The 20,519-nt window shown below is 68.4% G+C and carries 21 protein-coding genes; 15 read left to right on the forward strand and 6 right to left on the reverse strand.

Annotation, left to right across the window (positions count from 1 at the left end; translation table 11 throughout):
• Positions 1–159 precede the first annotated feature (159 nt).
• Complete coding sequence (locus tag NA4_RS17110; RefSeq protein WP_084497174.1) at positions 160–756, reverse strand: PNPOx family protein; 597 nt, start codon at positions 754–756, stop codon at positions 160–162.
• A 92-nt stretch (positions 757–848) separates the two neighbouring features.
• On the opposite strand from NA4_RS17110, the gene NA4_RS17115 reads away from it, so the two are divergent.
• Both NA4_RS17115 and NA4_RS17120 read left to right on the forward strand, forming a co-directional pair.
• On the forward strand, positions 849–1,217 hold the full coding sequence (locus tag NA4_RS17115) for an arsenate reductase family protein (protein WP_067470638.1): 369 nt from the start codon (positions 849–851) through the stop codon (positions 1,215–1,217).
• Positions 1,218–1,322: 105 nt separating this feature from the next.
• Positions 1,323–2,003 carry a TIGR00266 family protein gene (locus tag NA4_RS17120; protein WP_067470639.1) on the forward strand — a complete coding sequence of 227 codons (681 nt, stop codon included), beginning with the start codon at positions 1,323–1,325 and terminating at the stop codon, positions 2,001–2,003.
• Here NA4_RS17120 and NA4_RS17125 read toward each other — a convergent pair whose 3' ends face one another.
• Positions 2,004–2,597, reverse strand: coding sequence for an NUDIX hydrolase (locus NA4_RS17125; RefSeq protein WP_067470640.1), 594 nt, complete (start codon positions 2,595–2,597; stop codon positions 2,004–2,006).
• Between the two features lie 54 nt (positions 2,598–2,651).
• On the opposite strand from NA4_RS17125, the gene NA4_RS17130 reads away from it, so the two are divergent.
• Complete coding sequence (locus NA4_RS17130) at positions 2,652–3,038, forward strand: nitroreductase family deazaflavin-dependent oxidoreductase (RefSeq protein ID WP_067470641.1); 387 nt, start codon at positions 2,652–2,654, stop codon at positions 3,036–3,038.
• A 502-nt stretch (positions 3,039–3,540) separates the two neighbouring features.
• On the opposite strand, the gene NA4_RS17135 is transcribed toward NA4_RS17130, so the two are convergent.
• The 4 genes from NA4_RS17135 to NA4_RS17150 all read right to left on the reverse strand — a co-directional run bounded on the left by NA4_RS17135 (position 3,541) and on the right by NA4_RS17150 (position 6,948).
• The gene (locus NA4_RS17135) at positions 3,541–4,191 is read right to left on the reverse strand and encodes a slipin family protein (RefSeq protein WP_067470642.1); all 651 of its coding nucleotides are present in this window, start codon (positions 4,189–4,191) and stop codon (positions 3,541–3,543) included.
• Positions 4,192–4,676: 485 nt separating this feature from the next.
• A complete protein-coding gene (locus tag NA4_RS17140) occupies positions 4,677–4,964 on the reverse strand; it encodes a DUF427 domain-containing protein (RefSeq protein WP_067470643.1) in 288 nt (95 codons plus the stop codon).
• Between the two features lie 60 nt (positions 4,965–5,024).
• Complete coding sequence (locus tag NA4_RS17145) at positions 5,025–5,591, reverse strand: NUDIX hydrolase (protein WP_067470644.1); 567 nt, start codon at positions 5,589–5,591, stop codon at positions 5,025–5,027.
• A gap of 142 nt (positions 5,592–5,733) precedes the next feature.
• On the reverse strand, positions 5,734–6,948 hold the full coding sequence (locus NA4_RS17150; protein WP_157129086.1) for a DUF418 domain-containing protein: 1,215 nt from the start codon (positions 6,946–6,948) through the stop codon (positions 5,734–5,736).
• A 121-nt stretch (positions 6,949–7,069) separates the two neighbouring features.
• Between NA4_RS17150 and dop the strand changes: the two genes are divergently transcribed.
• The 12 genes from dop to NA4_RS17210 all read left to right on the forward strand — a co-directional run bounded on the left by dop (position 7,070) and on the right by NA4_RS17210 (position 20,359).
• Complete coding sequence (gene dop / locus NA4_RS17155; RefSeq protein WP_067470645.1) at positions 7,070–8,569, forward strand: depupylase/deamidase Dop; 1,500 nt, start codon at positions 7,070–7,072, stop codon at positions 8,567–8,569.
• A 136-nt stretch (positions 8,570–8,705) separates the two neighbouring features.
• Positions 8,706–8,900, forward strand: a complete 195-nt coding sequence (locus NA4_RS17160; RefSeq protein WP_014986166.1) for a ubiquitin-like protein Pup — start codon at positions 8,706–8,708, stop codon at positions 8,898–8,900.
• Positions 8,897–9,751: a proteasome subunit beta gene (gene prcB / locus NA4_RS17165; RefSeq protein ID WP_067470646.1), complete on the forward strand. Its 855-nt coding sequence runs from the start codon at positions 8,897–8,899 to the stop codon at positions 9,749–9,751. Before NA4_RS17160 ends, prcB begins: the two co-directional genes overlap by 4 nt.
• 2 nt (positions 9,752–9,753) lie before the next feature.
• The gene (gene prcA / locus NA4_RS17170) at positions 9,754–10,551 is read left to right on the forward strand and encodes a proteasome subunit alpha (protein ID WP_067470647.1); all 798 of its coding nucleotides are present in this window, start codon (positions 9,754–9,756) and stop codon (positions 10,549–10,551) included.
• Between the two features lie 221 nt (positions 10,552–10,772).
• A complete protein-coding gene (gene pafA, locus NA4_RS17175) occupies positions 10,773–12,131 on the forward strand; it encodes a Pup--protein ligase (protein WP_174186519.1) in 1,359 nt (452 codons plus the stop codon).
• Between the two features lie 140 nt (positions 12,132–12,271).
• On the forward strand, positions 12,272–13,267 hold the full coding sequence (locus NA4_RS17180) for a helix-turn-helix transcriptional regulator (RefSeq protein ID WP_157129087.1): 996 nt from the start codon (positions 12,272–12,274) through the stop codon (positions 13,265–13,267).
• Positions 13,264–14,241, forward strand: a complete 978-nt coding sequence (locus tag NA4_RS17185) for a helix-turn-helix transcriptional regulator (protein ID WP_067470648.1) — start codon at positions 13,264–13,266, stop codon at positions 14,239–14,241. Before NA4_RS17180 ends, NA4_RS17185 begins: the two co-directional genes overlap by 4 nt.
• A gap of 125 nt (positions 14,242–14,366) precedes the next feature.
• Positions 14,367–15,416: a 2-dehydropantoate 2-reductase gene (locus NA4_RS17190; RefSeq protein WP_084497177.1), complete on the forward strand. Its 1,050-nt coding sequence runs from the start codon at positions 14,367–14,369 to the stop codon at positions 15,414–15,416.
• Positions 15,417–15,480: 64 nt separating this feature from the next.
• The gene (gene tatA / locus NA4_RS17195; protein ID WP_067470649.1) at positions 15,481–15,741 is read left to right on the forward strand and encodes a Sec-independent protein translocase subunit TatA; all 261 of its coding nucleotides are present in this window, start codon (positions 15,481–15,483) and stop codon (positions 15,739–15,741) included.
• A gap of 93 nt (positions 15,742–15,834) precedes the next feature.
• Positions 15,835–16,788 (forward strand): twin-arginine translocase subunit TatC, encoded by a 954-nt coding sequence (tatC, locus tag NA4_RS17200; protein WP_067470650.1) that lies wholly within the window; start codon positions 15,835–15,837, stop codon positions 16,786–16,788.
• Between the two features lie 3 nt (positions 16,789–16,791).
• The gene (locus tag NA4_RS17205; protein WP_067470651.1) at positions 16,792–19,494 is read left to right on the forward strand and encodes a DEAD/DEAH box helicase; all 2,703 of its coding nucleotides are present in this window, start codon (positions 16,792–16,794) and stop codon (positions 19,492–19,494) included.
• A 175-nt stretch (positions 19,495–19,669) separates the two neighbouring features.
• On the forward strand, positions 19,670–20,359 hold the full coding sequence (locus NA4_RS17210; RefSeq protein ID WP_067470721.1) for a DUF4333 domain-containing protein: 690 nt from the start codon (positions 19,670–19,672) through the stop codon (positions 20,357–20,359).
• The last annotated feature ends 160 nt before the right edge of the window (positions 20,360–20,519 follow it).

Raw genomic sequence — 20,519 nt, forward strand, 5'->3', positions numbered from 1 at the left:
CGAAGGCACGCGGGCTGTGGCCGTTCAACGTGGGCAATCGTTTCCAGATCGCACCACCACTGACCACGACGGCGGACGAGCTGCGGGACGGCTTGGCGATCATCGACGACGTGCTCGACGTCGCCGACGGCTACGTCCAGATGAGCTGATCCACGGGACTCAGTGCGGCGTCAGCTCGACCACGACCGCGCCCTGCTGCCAGGTCTGATAGATGTCGGCCTTCGACGGTGCACCGTCGGCGGTGAAGCCGATCCCGTTGAACTTCGCGTTCTGCGGGTTGTCCCGCGCGATGATGTCGTAGAGCCGCAGCACGTCGGCCTCGCTGGTGTGGACCACCGGATCGAACGTGCGCGGCTTGCCGCCGAACGACGCCCGGACGGGGTCACCCGCGCGCAGATTCTTGACCCAAGGCCGCAGGGCGGTTCCGATCAACAGGGTGTCGCTGTGCTTGGTATAGGCCACGGGCACGTCGTAGACCGCGCCCGACTTACGCCCCACGACGTGCAGGATCATCAGCCGCTTGCCGACGACCCCGGAGATGCCCGGCACGCCCAGCAGCGTCCGCACGATCCGGTTGACCACGTTCTGGTACGACCGGATGGGTTCGGGACCCGACGTAGTCGGTGTGCCGTAAGGGTTTTCGGACGAAGACGAATCGGGAACAGATGCCTCGCTCATGGCCCCCAGTATCGAGTAGCCCAGCGCGATGTGCAGCCCGACGACCGGTACCGCCAGCACAGCCGCGGTGTTGCTCATCGGCCTCGTACCCGCGGGGACGGTCCCAACAAGGGGCTTCTCGACCGCGGAGTGCTCTATGTGCGGCCGGGGCCCCTCGGTACCCTGCTCGTATGACTTCCGGACAGACCGAGATCTGGCACAACCCGCGGTGCAGCAAGAGCCGCAACGCCACGGCGTTCCTGGACGACGCCGGTGTCGACTACACCGTGCGGAAGTACCTGGACCAGCCGCCCACCGCCGACGAACTCCGCGACGTGTTGCGGCGGTTGGGCGCCGAACCATGGGACATCACCCGCACCGGCGAACAGATCGCCAAGGATCTGGGCATGGCGAGTTGGGAGCGCACCGCCGCCGACCGGGACCGGTGGATCACGGCGCTCGTCGAACATCCGATCCTGATCCAGCGCCCGATCGTGTTCACCGCCGACGGCGCGGCGATGGTCGCGCGCGACGAGGCAGCGCTGCGCGATCTGCTCTGACGATCATCGGCTCCGCGTCGGTATTCACGAGCCGATCCAGCCGGGATGGCGTCGCGGATCCGGACGCCCATTACAGGTCGGACTCTGCGGGTAGGGTCGGCGGGCATGAAGGTACAACTGCGCCACAGCCCCGCCTCGACCGTCGCGCGGTGCTTTCTCGCCGGGGGCGAACCGATGCGCGTCGAGAGCGGCGCCATGGTCGCCCATTCGGCGGGAGTCACGTTGCGGGCCAAGGCCGAAGGCGGCATCCTGGGCGGGTTGAAGCGGTCGTGGCTGGCTGGCGAATCGTTCTTCGTCTCGACGTTCACCGCGCCGCCGCAGGGCGGCTGGGTGGACGTGGCACCAGCGCTACCCGGCGACATGCTGAACTTGCAGATCACCCAGGACCGGCCGTTCTTCATCAGTCGTGGCGGCTGGATCGCCAATTCCTCCGGCGTGCAGCTGGAGGGCAAGTGGGGTGGTTTCGCGAACCTCTTCGGCGGCGAGGGCGGTTTCGGTGTGCGCGTGCACGGTGAGGGAGAGGTGGTCGTCGGCGTGTTCGGTGCGATCGATGTCATCGATCTGCAGCCGGGTGAGCCGATCACGATCGACACCGGCCATGTGGTCGCCTACGACTTGGCGATGAACTTCACCATCCGGCGGGCGGTTTCGGGTCGTTCGATCCAGTCGCTGAAGTCCGGCGAGGGATTCGTGTTCGACTTCACCGGTCCCGGCCGGGTACTGCTGCAGACCCGCAACCCCGGCGCGCTCGCCGCTTGGGCGGGTTCGGTCGCCACGAGCGGCTGATCACGTTGTGGGCTCCGCCGCGTCCTCTGGCCGGCGGGCGGCGAGCAAGCCGGGGATCAAGAGGCGGGTGTCGGGGACGAACGGCCAATCCGGGTCGGCCAGATGCGCGCGCAGCTCGGCGTCGGTCCACCACCATCCGTCGGCGATCTCGTCGGGTTGGTGCCGGACAGGTCCGTCGTAGCGCAGTTCGTACGCGAACAGATGGCAGCGCATCGGCCGGTCGTCCCATTCGCCGTCCCACGTGGCGGTTGCCACGGGGGTGAACTCTTGGAGATCGGGCGTGACGCCCAATTCCTCGGCCAGTTCGCGCCGGGCGGTATCGTGCGGTGCTTCGCCCGGCGCGACCACCCCGCCCGCCAGACAGTCGTGCATACCCGCGAACACCAGTTTGGTGTCGGTGCGGCGGTGCACGTAGATCCGCGTGCCGTCGCGCGAGCGCAGCAGCACACCGGCACTGGCGTGCCACAATCCGTCGCGGTAGACGGTGGCGCGCTCGGCGGCGCCGATCGGGTTGCCCGCAGGGTCGTAGACCGCGATCGATTCGGTGCGCGGGTCCCCGGTGTACGGCGAGTCACGATGCGGCGGAGCGGCCATTGATCGAGAGTAACGTGAACCCCGCACGCCACTCCTGAGAGAGGATCGCCGCCCATGGTGCTTCCGCACGCACTGGCGAATTTCAACCGGCATGTCACCAATCCCACCACGGGCCTGGTCGCGGGCCGGGCGCCCGGTTTCGGCATCGTGCTACACAAAGGCCGGAAGTCCGGGCGGTCCTACCGGACGCCGGTGATGGTCTTCGAACAGGACGGCGCCTTCCGCATCGCGCTGACGTACGGGCAAAACGTCGACTGGGTCAAGAACATTCGCGCCGCGGGCGGATTCGCGCTGGAGACCCGTGGGCGCGTCGTGGATCTGACCGATCCGGTGGTCGAGCATGACCGGTCCGCGAGCTGGGCGCCGTTGGGTGTCCGGCAGGTCCTGAAGACGATCTCGGCCGAATACTATGTCGAGGCCCGCGCGGCGAACCGACTCTGAGGCGGTGGTCCTGCGTCCGAGCAAATCGGCGGTCGCCGACCAGGCAAGGACGCAGATATGGCCGCTGCAGAGGGCGCGTCTGCAACGCAGAGAAGCGAATACCTCTGGTAGGAGCTGGCCGGCTAGTTCGGACTCCACCCCGAGAGCCACGGGGTCGACCTTCTCGGCCGACCGCCTCGTCGCGTAGTGGGCGGCGCCGTCGCCGCAGTGATATCGCGCCGCAGCGCGAAACGGGCCTGACGACCTGCTGATATGGCTTTGACGACGCACCTGGGGACAGGTTCGCTGCGTCAGCGCTTTCGATCAGATGTCCCCCGCCGGGCGGCCGATCGGCCTGCCGTCGCTGACCGACGTGCGTAGCGGCGTGGTGGGACGATCCGGACGCACAGTGTCACTGTCCGCGGTTGGCGCGAATCGACCGAGCTGAGCCCCACGTGAACGCCGAGCCGGGGACTCGTCCAGCGGCTCGGCGTCCGGGTGCGCCACGCTGTCGCGTCGCGGGTCAGGCGTTGTCGCGCGGGTCGAGCACCACTTGGGCGCCGGGCACGGTCGCGACCTGGAGCGTCCGCAGGCGCAGCAGGGCCGGGTGCTGCTCGAGCAGCCGTGCGGTATTGGCCAGCGAGCGCAACGCCGCCGCCTCTGCACGCGCCTTTTCCAGCTCGGCGCGGCCGCGTTCCTTGGCCAGCACCGTCTCCAGCGCCGCCTTGCGCAGTTCGCCGGGCAGCATCAGATCGCGAGCGCGGACCCCGATGACCTGGATACCCAGGCTCGCTACGGCCGCGCCGATCTCGCCGGGATCACCGGTGAGCAAGCCGCGATCGGCGATGAGCTCGTCGAGCGTGTGCGCGGCGACCGCGCCGCGGGCAGCGTCCTGGACCGCGGCGTAGAGCACCGTCTCCGCGTTCTGCGCGCCCATTGTGAACGCGGCCGGATCGGTGACCTGCCACTGCGCGGTGTAGCTGGCGCGCAGCGCGAGCCCGTCGCGGGTGAGCAACTCCTGCCCGGTGACATACAGCAGCCGGGGACGCATGTCGACCTCGATCAGCGTGCAGCGCTTCGCGTCGTACCGGTGCCGTCCGGGCTCCAGGATCCGCTCCAGCGTGCCGTCCCGGTACAGCAGCGTGCGCTGCCACTCCATCACCGTGGTGTACATGGTCTCACTCCCTTCCCCGACGTAAGTCGTTGTCCGCGTTGTCCTTCGGATGTCCTCCGCCACGGCCGCGGCGACGCGGCGGGGGCGTTGCCGGACGGATCCGGTCGGCCCGCAAGGCCGCGTCCGGCGCATGTGGCCATGGCGGAGGACATCGGGAGAGGAATCGAACCCCAACAGACTTCGAGTCTGCGCCCCACCTGAAGGACGTGGCTGCGCCGACACGGAGAACGCGATCCGGAGAATCCGGTGCGCCCCTTACGCAACCGAGATCGACGATAGAGAACCAGGTATGCCGAACGCGAGCCATTTTCGCTCGGGCTATCCGTCCGTCGCTGCCTCGCCGGCGCGGGTCGCGATGCCAGCAGATCGCCGACGACGGCGCCGACCTGGGTGGCCAGGTCACCGTCGACGGTGGCGCGCCCGAGCGTGTCCGAGCTGTCGGCCCAGTCGTTGAGATGGGGCCTACGGTCGGCCGCCGCACGGGGTCAGTTGTCGGTCACGTCCACGCCGCGCCAGAAGGCGACGTAATCCTTGATCTGCGCGGCTTTGGGCTTGGGGTCGGGGTAGTACCACGCGGCGTCGGGGTTGGTCTCGCCGTCGACCACCACGGTGTAGTAGCTGGCGGTGCCCTTCCACGGGCAGATCGTGTTGGTGTCGGAGGGCTGGAAGAACTCCGAGCGCACCGAATCCGGCGGGAAGTAGTGGTTGCCCTCGACAATGATGGTGTCGTCGCTGGTCGCGAGGACGCGGCCGTGCCAGGTTGCCGTTGCCATACCTCGATTCTGCCCCAGTTCCACGGACGGTGCGTGGCCCCGCGGTCGGTCCGTCCGTGCTCAGGCGGACAGGTCGGGAGAGGGCGAAGTCGGCCCGGTTTCGCAGCGGTGGAGCTCGACGGCCAATGCGATGAGTTCGCTCATGTGGTCGCCGTCGGTCCGGGCTTGCCGCATGGCCTCGTCGACGGGAAAGGTGCGGACCTCGAGGATCTGTTCGGCATCTGCCGGGTTGGTCGGTACCGAGTCCAGTAGCACGTCCGCCGTGCACCACAGCCACGCCTTGTGCGGATGCGGCTGCCACTCGCGGAACGGCGCGGGTTGGTTGCTCGTCGCGTGATGGGCGCCGAACCATCGGATCGGGCCGACCGGGCGCGCTCCCGCCTCCTCGCGTAACTCCCGGCGAACACACGCGTCGACGGACTCGCCGCGCTCCCTGGTGCCGCCGGGAATCAGCCAGACGTCGCGATCGTCGCGGCAGAGCACGATCTGCTCGCCGACGAAGCAGACGACGTGGATATTGGTGACCAGGTCGTCGGGTGGAAGCGTGGTGGAGAAACGCACGTCCAGATCACCCCAGGCCCAGTGCGTCGGCGTGTGCAGCAAGGGGTAGCGGTCGGCGAGCGTCACAGTCCGACGGTAGCGGTCGCCGACCGCGATGTCCGCTGATTTCCGGCCCGGGATTGCGAGCTCTACCGTGAGACGGGAAGTGACGCAGCCGGATTCGGCGGTGCGGGCACTGCGCCGGCGGCAATCGCCGTGCCGCTGGACGTCATCGTTCGCGGGCCAGTGCCCGGTAGCTGACGTGCCACAGCCACTCCACCGGTCCCCGCTCGAAGCGGCGCAGCCACAGGTGTGCGCAGGCGGCGATGATCAGCGCCACCAGCAGATAGACCCCGACGGTGAACGGAACCCGGTCGCCGGGCGAGATCCGGGCGGCGAGCCCGAAACCCCAGCCGTAGCAGAGGATCGACGCCACCAGGTTCTGCAGGATGTAGCAGCTGAGCGCGGTGCGGCCGATCTCGGTGAGGCGGCGCCCGGCGAATCCGGCCCGCGGCCGCCGCACGTACCACTCGGCTGCCGCCGCGAGAATGCCGAGGGAGACGAACGGAGCGCTGCCGTAGCGGGTGAACAGGATGAGATCGCCGCCACCCGCGATACCGGCGATCAGGTCGATCGGCGCGGCGACGCCGAAGCCGATGATCATGAGCCGCTTGCGGATCCGCGCGCCATCCGGGCGGAACACCCCCGCGCGGAACAGCCGGGCGCCGACCAGGAACAGCGCGACCGACATCGCGAACACGAAGACCGCCTCGATCCGGAACAGGCCCGCATTCTCCAGCCGGAACATCGCGAGATCCCAGAACGATCCGTCGGCGTAGGGATTCGGGTCCAGCGGCCGGTCTGCCGCCGAATCCTCTTGCGGTACAAAGGCCATGGCAGTGGCGATCCAGGTCAGCAGGGCGACGTGCACGCCGGCCGCTGCGACCAGCCAGCGTCGCTGCGCGCGCTCTCCGGTGGCCAGCACGAACGCGACGGCCAGGCCGGTCACCGCGTAGCCCATCAGCACGTCGAACTCGGCGACGAACACGAAATTCAGCAGGCCGTCCAGGAACAGCAGTCCCGCGCGCCAGGGGTACTTCCCCGGCCAGCGCCGCCCCGCTTTGGTCGCCGAGCGCTGCTGGATGGCGAGGCCGATGCCGAACATGATGGTGAGCAGCCCGAGGAACTTGCCCTGCGCCAGTTGCTGGAGCACCCGTTCGGTCCAGATCCATTCGCCGGACGATGCGCCGAGCTCTTGGAGGTAGCCGATCAGCCCCCGCGGGTGGGTCAGGATCCAGATATTGGTGCCCAGCGTGCCGAGAATGGCGATGCCCCGTAGCACGTCCAAGGCGACGAGTCGGGCGGGCGGGAGTGAGTTCCGCGGAACCGTCGTGCCGGAGTGGCCCGGCGTGTCGCCGCGCGGATCGGCGATGGATTCGGTCATGCCCAGACTATCGCGCCGACCTGCGCCATAGCGGGTCCTCCGGAAGTACTACCTGCGGTATGACATTCAACTCCGCCGGTCGCGACAGGTGCGGCGGGCCGCGTCGCCTAGGCTCGACAGCATGCAGCGCATCATCGGAATCGAGGTCGAATACGGCATCTCGACCCCAACCGAGCCGTCGGCCAACCCGATCCTCACCTCCACGCAGGCGGTTCTGGCCTACGCCGCGGCCGAGGGCGTACCGCGCGCGAAGCGCACCCGCTGGGACTACGAGGTGGAGTCGCCGCTGCGCGACGCGCGGGGATTCGACCTGAGCCGGATGAACGGACCGGCACCGGTGATCGACGCCGACGAGGTCGGTGCGGCCAACATGATCCTCACCAACGGCGCGCGGCTCTATGTGGACCACGCCCACCCGGAATACTCCGCGCCGGAGGTCACCGACCCGCTGGACGCGGTGATCTGGGACAAGGCAGGCGAGCGGGTGATGGAGGCCGCGGCACGGCACGCCTCGAGCGTTCCGGGGGCGCCGCGGCTGCAGCTGTACAAGAACAATGTCGACGGCAAGGGCGCCTCCTACGGCACCCACGAGAACTACCTCATGAGCCGGGAGACGCCGTTCAACCAGATCATCGTCGGGCTCACGCCGTTCTTCGTGTCCCGCCAGGTGATCTGCGGGTCCGGCCGGGTCGGCATCGGCCAGTCCGGCGATCAGGCGGGGTTCCAGCTGTCCCAGCGCTCGGACTACATCGAGGTCGAGGTCGGCCTCGAGACCACGCTCAAACGCGGGATCATCAACACCCGCGACGAACCGCACGCCGATGCCGACAAGTACCGCAGGCTGCATGTCATCATCGGCGACGCGAACCTGGCCGAGATGTCGACCTACCTGAAGGTCGGCACCACCGCCCTGGTGCTCGACCTGATCGAGGCCGGCGAGGACCTGTCGGATCTGCAGCTGGCCCGCCCGGTCACCGCGGTGCACACGATCAGCCACGACCCGACGCTGCGCGCGACCGTCGCGCTCGCCGACGGGCGCGAGCTCACCGGTCTCGCACTGCAGCGCGTCTACCTGGACCGGGTGATCAAGTTCGTCGACCGCACCGGCAACGACGACAAGCGCGTCGTGGACATCATCGAGAACTGGGCCATGGTGCTGGACCTGCTCGAACGCGACCCGATGGAGTGCGCGACCCTGCTCGACTGGCCTGCCAAGCTGCGCCTGCTCGAGGGCATGCGCAACCGGGAGGGCCTCGGCTGGGCGGCCCCCAAGCTGCATCTGATGGACCTGCAGTACTCCGACGTGCGGCTGGACAAGGGTCTCTACAACCGCCTGGTCGCCCGCGGCTCGATGAAGCGGCTGGTCAGCGAACAGCAGGTGCTGGACGCCATGACCAACCCGCCCACCGACACCCGCGCCTACTTCCGCGGCGAATGCCTGCGCCGCTTCGGCGCAGACATCGCGGCGGCGAGCTGGGACTCGGTGATCTTCGACCTGGGCGGCGATTCCCTGGTGCGCATCCCCACCCTGGAACCGCGCCGCGGCACGAAGGCGCATGTCGGCAAGCTGCTCGACGGTGTGGACACCGCTGCCGACCTCGTCGAGCAACTGACCACCTGACACAGCACGGCGACAAAATCGGCACACTGTCGGCGCTGGTAGGTAGTGTTGAGGGACGAGCACGGACAATGCTCATGATCGGGACCGTGCTCACAATGGGTCCCGATCATGATGAGGACAGAGGAGGTCGGCTGCCATGGCACAAGAGCAGACCAAGCGCGCCGGGGGCGGCGACGAGGACGAGGGCCCGGACGGCGTAGACGCCGCCGGTCAGGAGCGCCGCGAGAAGCTGGCGGAGGAAACCGACGACCTGCTCGACGAGATCGATGACGTGCTCGAGGAGAACGCCGAGGACTTCGTCCGCGCGTACGTGCAGAAAGGTGGCCAGTGACAGTCGGTGACCCCTCGCGTCTCCACTTGGGGTACGCCCTCTCCTCCTTCTCCGACCACCTGCGCATGCATGCTCCGGACCTCTTGCCCGCCATGAGGTTCGGACAAGGTGCCGCCGGAATCTCCGGCGGCACTTCCGCGAAGGACATCGCTCCACACGGCACCACCATCGTCGCGGTCAGCTACCGCGGCGGTGTGCTGATCGCCGGTGACCGGCGCGCCACCCAGGGAAACCTGCTGGCCAGCCGGGACATCGAGAAGGTCTACATCACCGACAGCTATTCCGCGGCGGGCATCGCGGGCACCGCGGGCATGGCGGTGGAGATGGTGCGGATCTTCGCGGTGGAGCTGGAGCACTACGAGAAGCTCGAGGGCGTGCCGCTGACCTTCGACGGCAAGGCGAACAAGCTGTCGAAGATGGTGCGGGAGAATTTGCCGGCGGCCCTGCAGGGTCTGGCGGTGGTGCCGATGCTGGTCGGCTACGACCTGGACGCCACCGATCCGGACAAAGCGGGCCGCATCGTGTCGTTCGATGTGGTGGGTGGACGCAGCGAGGAACGTTTCGGGTACGCCGCGGTCGGTTCCGGCTCGGTGTTCGCGAAGTCCGCGCTGAAGAAGTTGTACGCCAAGGGAATCGATCAGGACCGCGCGCTGCGCATCGCCGTCGAGTCGCTCTACGACGCGGCCGACGACGACACCGCGACGGGTGGCCCGGATCTGGTGCGCGGCATCTTCCCGACGGCGATCATGATCGATGAGGAGGGTGCGGTAGAGGTGACCGAGTCGCGGCTCGCTGAGATCGCTCGCGGGATCGTCGCTGCCCGCGAGGCCGCCGAAGAAGGGAGCGCCTGATCATGACGTTGCCGTACTACGCGTCGGCCGAGCAGATCATGCGCGACAAGACCGAGCTGGCGCGCAAAGGCATCGCTCGGGGGCGCAGCGTCGTGGTGCTGACCTATGACAAGGGTGTGCTGTTCGTCGCGGAGAACCCGTCCGCGACGCTGCACAAGGTGAGTGAGCTCTACGACCGGGTCGGGTTCGCCGCGGTCGGCAAGTACAACGAGTTCGAGAACCTGCGCAGGGGCGGTATCCTGCAGGCCGATATCCGCGGCTATCAGTACGACCGCCGTGATGTCACCGGCCGCGCGCTGGCCAACGCCTACGCGCAGACCCTCGGCACGATCTTCACCGACCAGCTCAAGCCGTACGAGGTGGAGATCTGCGTGGCCGAGGTGGGCTATCCGGAACAGGCCGCGCAGTCGGTGCTGTACCGGATCACCTTCGACGGGTCGATTGTGGACGAGCGGGAGTTCGTGGTGATGGGCGGCACGACCGAGCCGATCGTCACCGCGCTGAAGGCGTCCTACCAGCCCGGTCTCGACCTGGCCTCGGCGGTCGGCGTCGCGGTGCGCGCGCTGCAGGCGGGCGTGCCGGAGGGCGCGGAGAAGGAGAAGCGTGTGCTCGGCGTGAGCTCGCTCGAGGTCGCCACCTTGGAGCAGGCGCGTCCACGCCGGGCGTTCCGCCGGGTCACCAACGCCACGCTGGAGCGCTTGCTGAGCCCGGCGCAGGCAGGCAAATCCGCCTCCAAGAACGGCAAGCCCGAGTCGAAGGACGAGGAAACGCCGGGCGAGGACACTCCCTCCGCGGAGTGACCCCCACCCGGCCGAGGAGGCGCGACGGCCCGCGAACGAGGACTCGTTCGCGGGCCGTGCCGTCATGTCCGGGTACGGCCCGAGGTGCGCATCCTTCCGGTGCAACCGCCGTTTCGCCCGCGCAAATTCCGACAAAGCGGGCCAAATCGTTGTGAAGACGTATGCATACGGGTTGTTCGGTGCCCCACGCAAGCGCCTGACATGGCTGTAATGTCGATAGTGTGCAGCGACGAATTATGGGGATCGAGACCGAGTTCGGTGTGACATGCACCTTCCACGGTCACCGTCGACTGTCCCCCGACGAGGTGGCCCGGTATCTGTTCCGCCGGGTGGTGTCCTGGGGCCGTAGCTCGAACGTGTTCCTCCGCAACGGTGCCCGGCTCTACCTCGATGTCGGGTCGCACCCGGAGTACGCGACCGCGGAGTGCGACAACCTGGCGCAACTGGTGACCCACGACCGTGCGGGCGAGCGGGTCCTGGAAGAGTTGCTGATCGACGCCGAGCAGCGTCTCGCTGAAGAAGGCATCGGCGGCGACATCTATCTGTTCAAGAACAACACCGACTCCGCGGGCAACTCCTACGGCTGCCATGAGAACTTCCTGGTGGTCCGCGCGGGCGAGTTCTCCCGGATCTCGGATGTGCTGCTGCCGTTCCTGGTGACCCGCCAGCTGATCTGCGGCGCGGGGAAGGTGCTGCAGACGCCGAAGGCCGCCACCTTCTGCCTGTCGCAGCGCGCCGAGCACATCTGGGAGGGTGTCTCCTCGGCGACCACCCGTTCGCGGCCGATCATCAATACCCGCGACGAGCCGCACGCCGACGCGGAGAAGTACCGCCGTCTGCATGTGATCGTCGGTGACTCCAACATGTCCGAGACCACCACCATGCTCAAGGTCGGCACCGCCGCCCTGGTGCTGGAGATGATCGAGGCAGGCGTGTCGTTCCGCGACTTCGCCCTGGACAACCCGATCCGCGCGATCCGCGAGGTCAGCCACGACCTGACCGGCCGCCGACCGGTGCGTTTGGCGGGCGGCAGGCAGGCCAGCGCGCTGGACATCCAGCGGGAGTACTACGCCCGCGCGGTGGAGCATTTGCGCAACCGGGACCGTGATCCTCAGATCGACCAGGTCGTCGACCTGTGGGGACGGACCCTGGACGCGGTCGAGGCGCAGGATTTCGCCAAGGTCGACACCGAGATCGACTGGGTGATCAAGCGCAAACTGTTCCAGCGCTATCAGGACCGGTACGGCATGGAACTGTCCGATCCGAAGATCGCCCAGCTGGATCTGGCCTACCACGACATCAAGCGCGGACGCGGCGTCTTCGACCTGCTGCAGCGTAAGGGCCTGGCCAAGCGCGTCACCGAGGACGAGGCGGTGGACGCCGCGGTCGACACCCCGCCGCAGACCACCAGGGCCAAGCTGCGTGGCGATTTCATCACCGCCGCCCAGGAGGCAGGACGCGACTTCACCGTCGACTGGGTGCACCTGAAGTTGAACGACCAAGCGCAGCGCACCGTGCTGTGCAAGGACCCGTTCCGGTCGGTCGACGAACGCGTGGATCGCCTCATTGCGTCCATGTAGGTAGCGCGATGGTCAGTTTGGCCCGGTCGCGGACCAAGGCGGCTCTGTCGTGCCGTGTCGAGCTCATAGCCTGACAACACTCCGAGTGGAATCGTGCTCCGGGGCGCATGTCGTGCCACGGTCCGATTACTCTGTCTCGCGTGGCGATATCCAAGGTCGAGCGGCTGATGAATCTGGTTATCGCGCTGCTGTCGACCCGGCAGTTCCTGACCGCGGAGCGGATCCGGGACAGTGTCGCCGGATACGAGGACTCCGCCAGCGACGAGGCGTTCAGCCGGATGTTCGAGCGGGACAAGAACGAGCTGCGCGATCTGGGCATTCCACTGGAAGTCGGACCGGTCAGCCGGTACTCGACCATCGAGGGGTACCGGATCAACCGGGACGCCTACGAACTGCCCGATATCGACCTGACCGACGAGGAGGCCGCCGCTGTCGCGGTGGCCGTGCAGATGTGGGAGTCGCCCGAGCTCGCCGCGGCGGCGGAGGGCGCGTTGCTCAAACTGCGCGCGGCCGGCATCCATGTGGAGACCGATGCGGCCGTGGCGTCGGTGCCCGCCGTACCGGCCCGCACCCGCGGGTCGGAACCGGTGCTGGGCAAGCTGCTGGCCGCGATCGACGCGGGGCAGGCGGTGCGGTTCGAGCACCGTGGTGCGATCAACGCCCCGTATCTGATGCGCGACGTCGAGCCGTGGGGTGTGGTCACCCATCACGGCCGGTGGTACCTGGTAGGGCACGACCGGGCACGCAACGCGGTGCGCAGCTTCCGGTTGTCCCGGATCGGCGACGAGGTGACCCCGTACGGTCCGCGCAACGCGGTCCGCAAACCCGAAGGCGTCGACCTGCGCGCGATCGTCGATCAGGTCACCAGCACGGCGCCGGTCAGCGGCACGGCCACGGTCTGGGTCGCCGAGGGGCGCGGACGCGAGATCCGCAGGCTCGGCGAGGTGACCGGCGAGCGCACCATCGGCGGCCGCCCGGGCTCCGTGGTGCAGCTGCCGGTGCGTTCCCGGGACTGGCTGGCGCGGCTGATCACGGGTCTGGGACCGGACGCGGTCGTGCTCGCCCCTGAGGACCTCAGGACCGCTGTCATCGCCCGGCTGCGCTCGGTGTTCGACCACACGGAGGTGCGGGCATGAGTTCCCGGCTCTCGGTCCGGCTGTCGCGGCTGCTCAACATGATCCCGTACTTCATCGCCCATCCCGGCATCAGCGCCGCCGAGGCCGCCGCGGACCTGGGTGTGACCACCAAACAGTTGATGAGCGACCTCAACCAGCTGTGGATGTGCGGACTGCCCGGGTACGGCCCCGGCGACCTGATCGACCTGTCCTTCTCCGAGGAGAGCATCGAGGTCACCTTCTCCGCAGGCATCGATAGGCCGTTGCGACTGACCTCCACCGAAGCGACCGCACTGCTCGTCGCGCTGCGCTCGATCGTCGACATGCCGGGCATGGTCGACCCCACCGCGGCGCACGCGGCCATCGCCAAGATCGAATCCGCCATCGCGGGCGGGTCGGCGCCCGCCGAGGACGAGCCATCACGCATGCCGCCGCGGGAAGCGCCCGCGGTCGCCGCTGTGCGGTCGGCGCTGGCGGTTGGACGCGCGGCGCGCTTGGTGTATTACTCCGCCAGCCGCGATGTGGTCTCCGAACGGATCGTCGACCCGATCCGCATCGTCCTCGTGGACGACTACAGCTATCTGCAGGCCTGGTGCAGGCAGGCCGAAGGGGTGCGGCTGTTCCGCTTCGACCGGATCGAGGCCGCGACCGAACTGGACGAGCCCGCCCGGCCGCCGAAACACGCCACCGACGCGACAGCGGGCCTCGACCTGTTCCAGGACGATCCGGCGGTTCCGCTGGCACGGTTGCGTATCCACGCCGACTACGCTTGGGTACTCGATCAATACCCGATGCACCGGCTCGCGGTGCACCCGGACGGCAGTCTGGAGGCGACCATGCGGTTCGCCACGCTGGACTGGATGGCGCGGCTGCTGCTGGGTTTCGGTGCCGGCGTCACCGTTCTCGGCCCGCCGGAACTGGTCGCCGCCGTGCGCGAGCGGTCGAACGCAGCCTTGGCCGCCTACGAGGAAGCCGGATACCTGGAGGCCCGATGAGGGACAACCGAACAGCGCGCCGCCGAACGGCGGCGCCCCGGAGGCTCGATGTGCGGTAGTTCGCCCGGGGCTTTACGCAGTGCTCGAGTGCCGGTCTTCCGCCGGGCACGAGAGGCGGGAACGGCGTGATCAGTCGCGTGCTGGTGATCGGAGCGGGCAGCATCGGCAATTTCGTCGGCGGCAAGCTGGGCGTGGCCGGTGCGGACGTCACCCTGGTCGGCCGCAGGAGGATACTCGACGAGATCACCGCGTCCGGGCTGCGGCTCACCGACCTCGACGGCGCCGACGACGCGCTCGCGGCGGACCGGTTCCGCGTCGCCACCGAGCCGGATGACGCCGGGGCGGCCGATCTGGTGCTCGTCACCGTGAAATCGGCGGCAACGGCCGAAGCGGTGCGCGAACTGAGCGGGAAGATCCAGCCGGGCACCGTGGTGCTCAGCCTGCAGAACGGCATCGGCAACGACTCGGTGATCCGGGAGATCCTGCCCCAATGCGTGGTGCTGGCGGGCATGGTGATGTTCAACGTCGTGCATCATCCCGGCGGGCACTTCCACCGCGGTACCGAAGGCGGCCTCGCGGTGCAGGACGACCCGGCCCTGGCGCCGTTCCTCGACGGGTTCGAGCGCGCCGGACTCGGGTTGCGCCGGTATCCGGATCTGCGCCCGGTGCAGTGGGCGAAGCTGCTGCTCAACCTGAACAACCCGATCAACGCGCTGTCCGGGCGTCCGCTGCGCGAGGAACTCGCCGACCGCGACTATCGCCGCTGTCTCGCGCTGACCCAGCGCGAAGCGCTCGCGGTGATGAACCGGGCGCGCATTCGCCCGGCGCGGTTGACCCCGCTGCCGCCCCGGGTGATGGCTGCGCTGCTGACCGTCCCCGACGCCCTGTTCCAGCGGGTGGCCGGGCAGGTCCTCGCGATCGATCCGGTGGCACGCTCGTCCATGGCAGACGATCTGGCAGCGGGCCGCAAGACCGAAATCTCCTGGCTGTGTGGCGAAATCGTCGGGCTCGGCGCGATGGTGGGGATGCCGACACCGGTGAATCAGCGGCTGATCGAACTGGTGGTCGCCGCCGAACAGGGCGACCAGCGCGCATGGACCGGTCCGGAACTGCTCGGCCAGCTGCGGGACGCCGCGGCGGGCGGGTCGGCCGAACACCGGGCGAACGAGCGGTGACGGCGGCGTTCGCGCACGTCACGGTCCGGTAGCATCGAGACATCACAGTCTTGGGAGGTAGATCATGGGCAGTCTGAGCATCTGGCACTGGCTGATCATTGCGGTCGTTTTCGTGATGTTCTTCGGCGCGAAGCGGATGCCCGACGCGGCCCGCAGCCTGGGCCGCTCGCTGCGCATCTTCAAGAGCGAGGTCAGCCAGATGCATAACGAGAGCAACGCGCCGAACACCGGCGCGGCCGCTCAGGAGCCTGCACCGCAGCTGCCCGCCGGGCAGCAGGCGACGCCGTCGGCGACCGAGCCCCGCACCGAGCAGAAGTCGGTCTGAGCGGGTCCGCTCGTGCCGGAGTGAGGAAGAACTCACTCCGGTCGTAGTGCTGTTGCCGAGCGAGGCACACCAACCCAGGGGCGATCACCAACCATGCGAATCCCGTTCGATCCGCGGCGCAGCAAGCGCAGGACCAATCCCGACGGCACCATGTCGTTGGTCGAGCATCTACAGGAGTTGCGCTACCGCCTGCTGGTCTCGATCGCCGCGGTGATCGCCACCACCGTGCTCGGTTTCCTCTGGTATGGGCATTCGTTCCTCGGCATCGAAAGCCTGGGTGAGATCCTGCGCGGACCGTACTGTTCGCTGCCTCCCTCGGCGCGCGCGGCGCTGAGCCCGGACGGTGAATGCCGCCTGCTGGCCACCGCGCCGTTCGAACAGTTCACCTTGCGCCTGAAGGTCGGCATGACCGCCGGTATCGTGCTCGCGGCGCCGATCTGGCTGTATCAGCTGTGGGCGTTCATCACCCCTGGCCTGTACGCCAAGGAACGCAAATACGCGATCGGGTTCGTGTCCTCGGGCACCGTGCTGTTCACCGCTGGTGCGGTGCTGGCCTACGTCATCATCGCGCACGCGTTGAGCTTCCTGCTCACCATCGGCGACAACGTGCAGATCACCGCACTGAGCGGCTCGCAGTACTTCAGCTTCATCATCCAGTTGCTGATCATCTTCGGGGTCAGCTTCGAGACCCCGCTGCTGATCATCGGTCTGAACCTGGTCGGGGTGCTGACCTATCAGAAGCTCAAGGCCTGGCGGCGCGGAATCACGTTCGGGCTGTTCGTCTTCGCCGCCATCGTGACCCCGCAGGACCCGTTCTCCATGCTGGCGCTGGCCCTGGCGCTGACCGTCCTGTTCGAGGTCGCCATCCAGTTCTCCCGGATCAACGACCTGCGCCGGGCCCGCAAGGAGCGCGAAGGCTGGGGCGCGCTCTCCGACGAGGAAGCCTCCGAGCTGGGCGTGCCCGATCCGATCGACCCCGCGGAGTCGATCAAGACTCCGCAGAAAAAATCCACACGACCCGTGTCGGACTACTCCGATACGCTCTGACGAGTGACAGATCACCGGTCGCAGACGGGCGAATTGGCCGTATTCTCCGCCGAGCTGAAGTTCCGGCTGGATCCGTTTCAGCGCGACGCGTGTGTGGCGCTCGAAGAGGGCCACAGCGTTCTGGTCTGCGCGCCGACCGGCGCGGGCAAGACCGTCGTCGGCGAATTCGCGGTGCATCTCGCGCTGGTCGCGGGCGGCAAGTGTTTCTACACCACGCCGATCAAAGCGCTGTCGAACCAGAAGTTCGCCGACCTCACCGAGCGCCACGGCCGCGACAACGTCGGACTGCTCACCGGCGACCAGTCGATCAACCCGGACGCGCCGGTGGTCGTGATGACCACCGAAGTGCTGCGCAACATGCTGTACGCCTCCTCGGACGCGCTGCGCGGTTTGTCGTATGTGGTGATGGACGAAGTGCACTACCTGGCCGACCGGTTCCGCGGCGCGGTGTGGGAGGAGGTCATCCTGCATCTGCCGCCGGACGTCCGGTTGGTCAGCCTCTCGGCCACGGTCAGCAACGCCGAGGAGTTCGGCGCCTGGATGGAGACCGTGCGCGGCGACACCGCTGTCGTGGTCGACGAGACGAGGCCGGTGCCGCTGTGGCAGCACGTCATGGTGGGGCGGCGGATGTTCGACCTGTTCGACACCAAGTCGACCGAGCAGAAAGTGCTCGTGGACGAGGATTTGGTGCGGTTCATCCGTCATCGCGAAGCCGCCGACCGGATGAACGGCTGGAATGTCCCGCGCAACGGCCGCGGTGGTCCACGACGTGATTTCCGTCCGCTGCCGCGGCACGAGGTGCTGGCCAAGCTGGACGAGGAGGGCCTGCTGCCCGCCATCACGTTCATCTTCAGCCGTGCGGGATGCGACGGTGCGCTCGCGCAATGCCTGCGGTCGCGCCTGGACCTGGGCCGCCCGGACGAGACCGAACAGATCGACGCGATCATCGAGAAGCACACCGGTGACCTGCCCAAGAGCGATCTCGAGATCCTCGGCTACTGGGAGTGGCGCGAAGCGCTGCATCGGGGCCTGGCCGCGCACCACGCCGGGATGCTGCCCGCGTTCCGGCACACCGTCGAGGAACTGTTCGTCAACGGGCTCGTTCGCGCCGTCTTCGCCACCGAGACGCTGGCTCTCGGCATCAACATGCCCGCGCGCACGGTGGTACTGGAGCGGCTGGTCAAGTTCAACGGCGAGTCGCACGCGGAACTCACGCCGGGGGAGTACACCCAGCTGACCGGGCGCGCGGGCCGGCGCGGCATCGACGTGGAGGGCCACGCGGTGGTGTTGTGGCAGCCCGAGGTGGATACCAGCGCGGTCGCGGGCCTGGCCTCGACTCGCACCTATCCGCTGCGCAGCTCGTTCCGGCCGGGCTACAACATGTCGATCAACCTCATCGACCGGATGGGCGCCGACGAGTCGCGTGCGCTGCTGGAGCGGTCGTTCGCACAGTTCCAGGCGGACCGCTCGGTGGTCGGGCTGGTGCGCGGCATCGAGCGCAACGAGGCCACGCTGCGCAAGGTGCGCGATCAGCTCGGCGGCGCCGAAGGCGGGTTCCTGGACTATCTGGCCCTGCGCGAGCGGATCAAGCAGCGGGAACGGCAGCTGACCCAGCAGAACCGCGCCGACCGGCGAGGCGCGGCGGTGGACGCGCTCGGCGCCCTGCGCCGCGGCGACGTGGTGGCGATTCCCTCCGGGCGCCGCGCCGGGCTGGCGGTGATCCTGGAGCCGGACACGACGCCTGGGGATCCGCGTCCGCTGGTGCTCACCGAGGACAAGTGGGCGGGCCGGGTGTCGGTGGCCGACTTCCCGGTGCCCGCCGAGGCGCTCGGACACATGCGGCTGCCACGCCGGGTGGACCACCGCACCGCGCGCACCCGCCGCGACCTGGCCTCGGCGTTGCGCAGCACCGGAATCTCGGTGCCGGGCAGGCCGCGACGCAGCAACCGGTCCGCCGCAGCCGACGACCGGGAACTGGCCACGCTGCGGCGCAGCCTGCGCGCGCATCCGGCGCACACCCGGCCCGACCGCGAGCAGCTGGCCCGGATCGGTGAGCGCTACAACCGGTTGCTGCGCGAAACCGAGTCCATGCGCCAGAAGGTCGCCGCGACCACGAATTCGTTGGCGCGCACCTTCGATCGGATCCTCGGTCTGCTGGAGGAACGCGGATTCGTGCACGACAGCGAGGTGACCGCCGACGGGCGCAGGCTGGCCCGCATCTACACAGAAAGCGACCTGCTGGTCGCCGAATGCCTCCGGGAGGGGCTGTGGCGCGGCCTCGGTCCGGCCGAGCTGGCCGGCGTCGTGTCGATCCTGGTGTACGAATCCCGCCAGGAAGGCGGATATCTCGGCGCGAGCGGACCGACGGCGCCGATCCGGCGAGCCGTCGGCGCGACCATCGGCGTGTGGTCGCAGCTGCGGACCGATGAGGCGCGGCACAAGCTGCCGCCGACCAGGGAACCGGATCTGGGTTTCGTCACCGGTGTCTACAAGTGGGCGCGCGGCGACGGGCTGGCCGAGTCGCTGCTCGCCAGTGGCGATCAGGGCGCACCGCTGGCGGCGGGCGACTTCGTGCGCTGGTGCAGGCAGGTGATCGATCTGCTCGATCAGATCCATAGCACCGCGGACGATCTCGAGGTCGCCGCCACGGCGGCGAAGGCGGTGCGGGCGATCCGGCGCGGTGTCGTTGCGGTCGACGCCGCCTGAGTGGTGTTCGGTGGCGCGCGTGGCGGACACCGCGAACGCCGCCAATGTCAACACGGCGGATTCGATTGTGATTTGATTTCTTTCGCGTACCGACCGTGGCGGAGGAGTCGTGTCATGCGACGAGGCCCACGCGGGGGGCTACCGTGTGTACAACGATGCGAGTGGAGGCAAGCAGATGAGCGGCCCTTACGGACCGAACGAACCCGGGGAGGGACGCAACGATCCCACCCAGCAGTGGGGTGGACAGCAGGCACCCGGCGGGGCGGGTCCCACGCAGCAGTGGGCCGGTCAGCCGCAGACCCCGGCCTCGGCCCAGCCGACCCAGCACTGGGGTGAGCAGCAGCCGCAGCAGCAGTGGGGTCAGCCGCAGCAGCAGTGGGGGCAGCAGCCGCAGCAACCCCAGCAGCCGCAATGGGGTCAGCAGCCCGCCCAGGGGCAGCCGCAATGGGGTCAGCCGCAGCAGCAGGACTGGGGTCAGCAGGGGCAGCAGCAGTGGGGGCAGCCGCAGCAGCAGTGGGGTGCCCCCCCGCAGCAGCCGCCGCCGCAGCAGGGCGGTAAAGGCAAGGGCTTGGTCATCGGCCTGTCCCTGCTCGGCGTCGTCGTTGTCGGTGCGATCGTCGCGCTCGTGCTCCTGCTGACCGCCAAGGATCAACTCGACCAGGCCGCGGTGCAGGACGGCGTGAAGAAGGTGCTGTCGGACTCCTACGGCATTCAGGACGTCAGCGACGTCGCCTGCCCGTCCGGCCAGGAGGTCAAGGTCGACGCCACCTTCTCGTGCGACGTGAAGGTCAGTGGTGAGGCCAAGAAGGTCACCATCAAGATCACCAAGGACGACGGCACCTACGAGGTCGGTCGCCCGAGCTAACTGCTTTCGATCGGCAGCGCCGCGGCGCTGCGTGTTCGCGACTGTGCTGGTTCGGCCGCGACTTCGTCGCGGCGTGTTCGCGGCCCATCTGTGGCTCGCATTCGAGCGACCGCCGCTGGCGACTTCGTCGCGGACGTGTCGGCCACTCGGGCGCGAGCCG

Origin of the sequence: Nocardia amamiensis NBRC 102102 (assembly GCF_001612745.1) — a bacterium.
In the GTDB taxonomy this organism is placed as follows: Bacteria; Actinomycetota; Actinomycetes; order Mycobacteriales; family Mycobacteriaceae; genus Nocardia; species Nocardia amamiensis.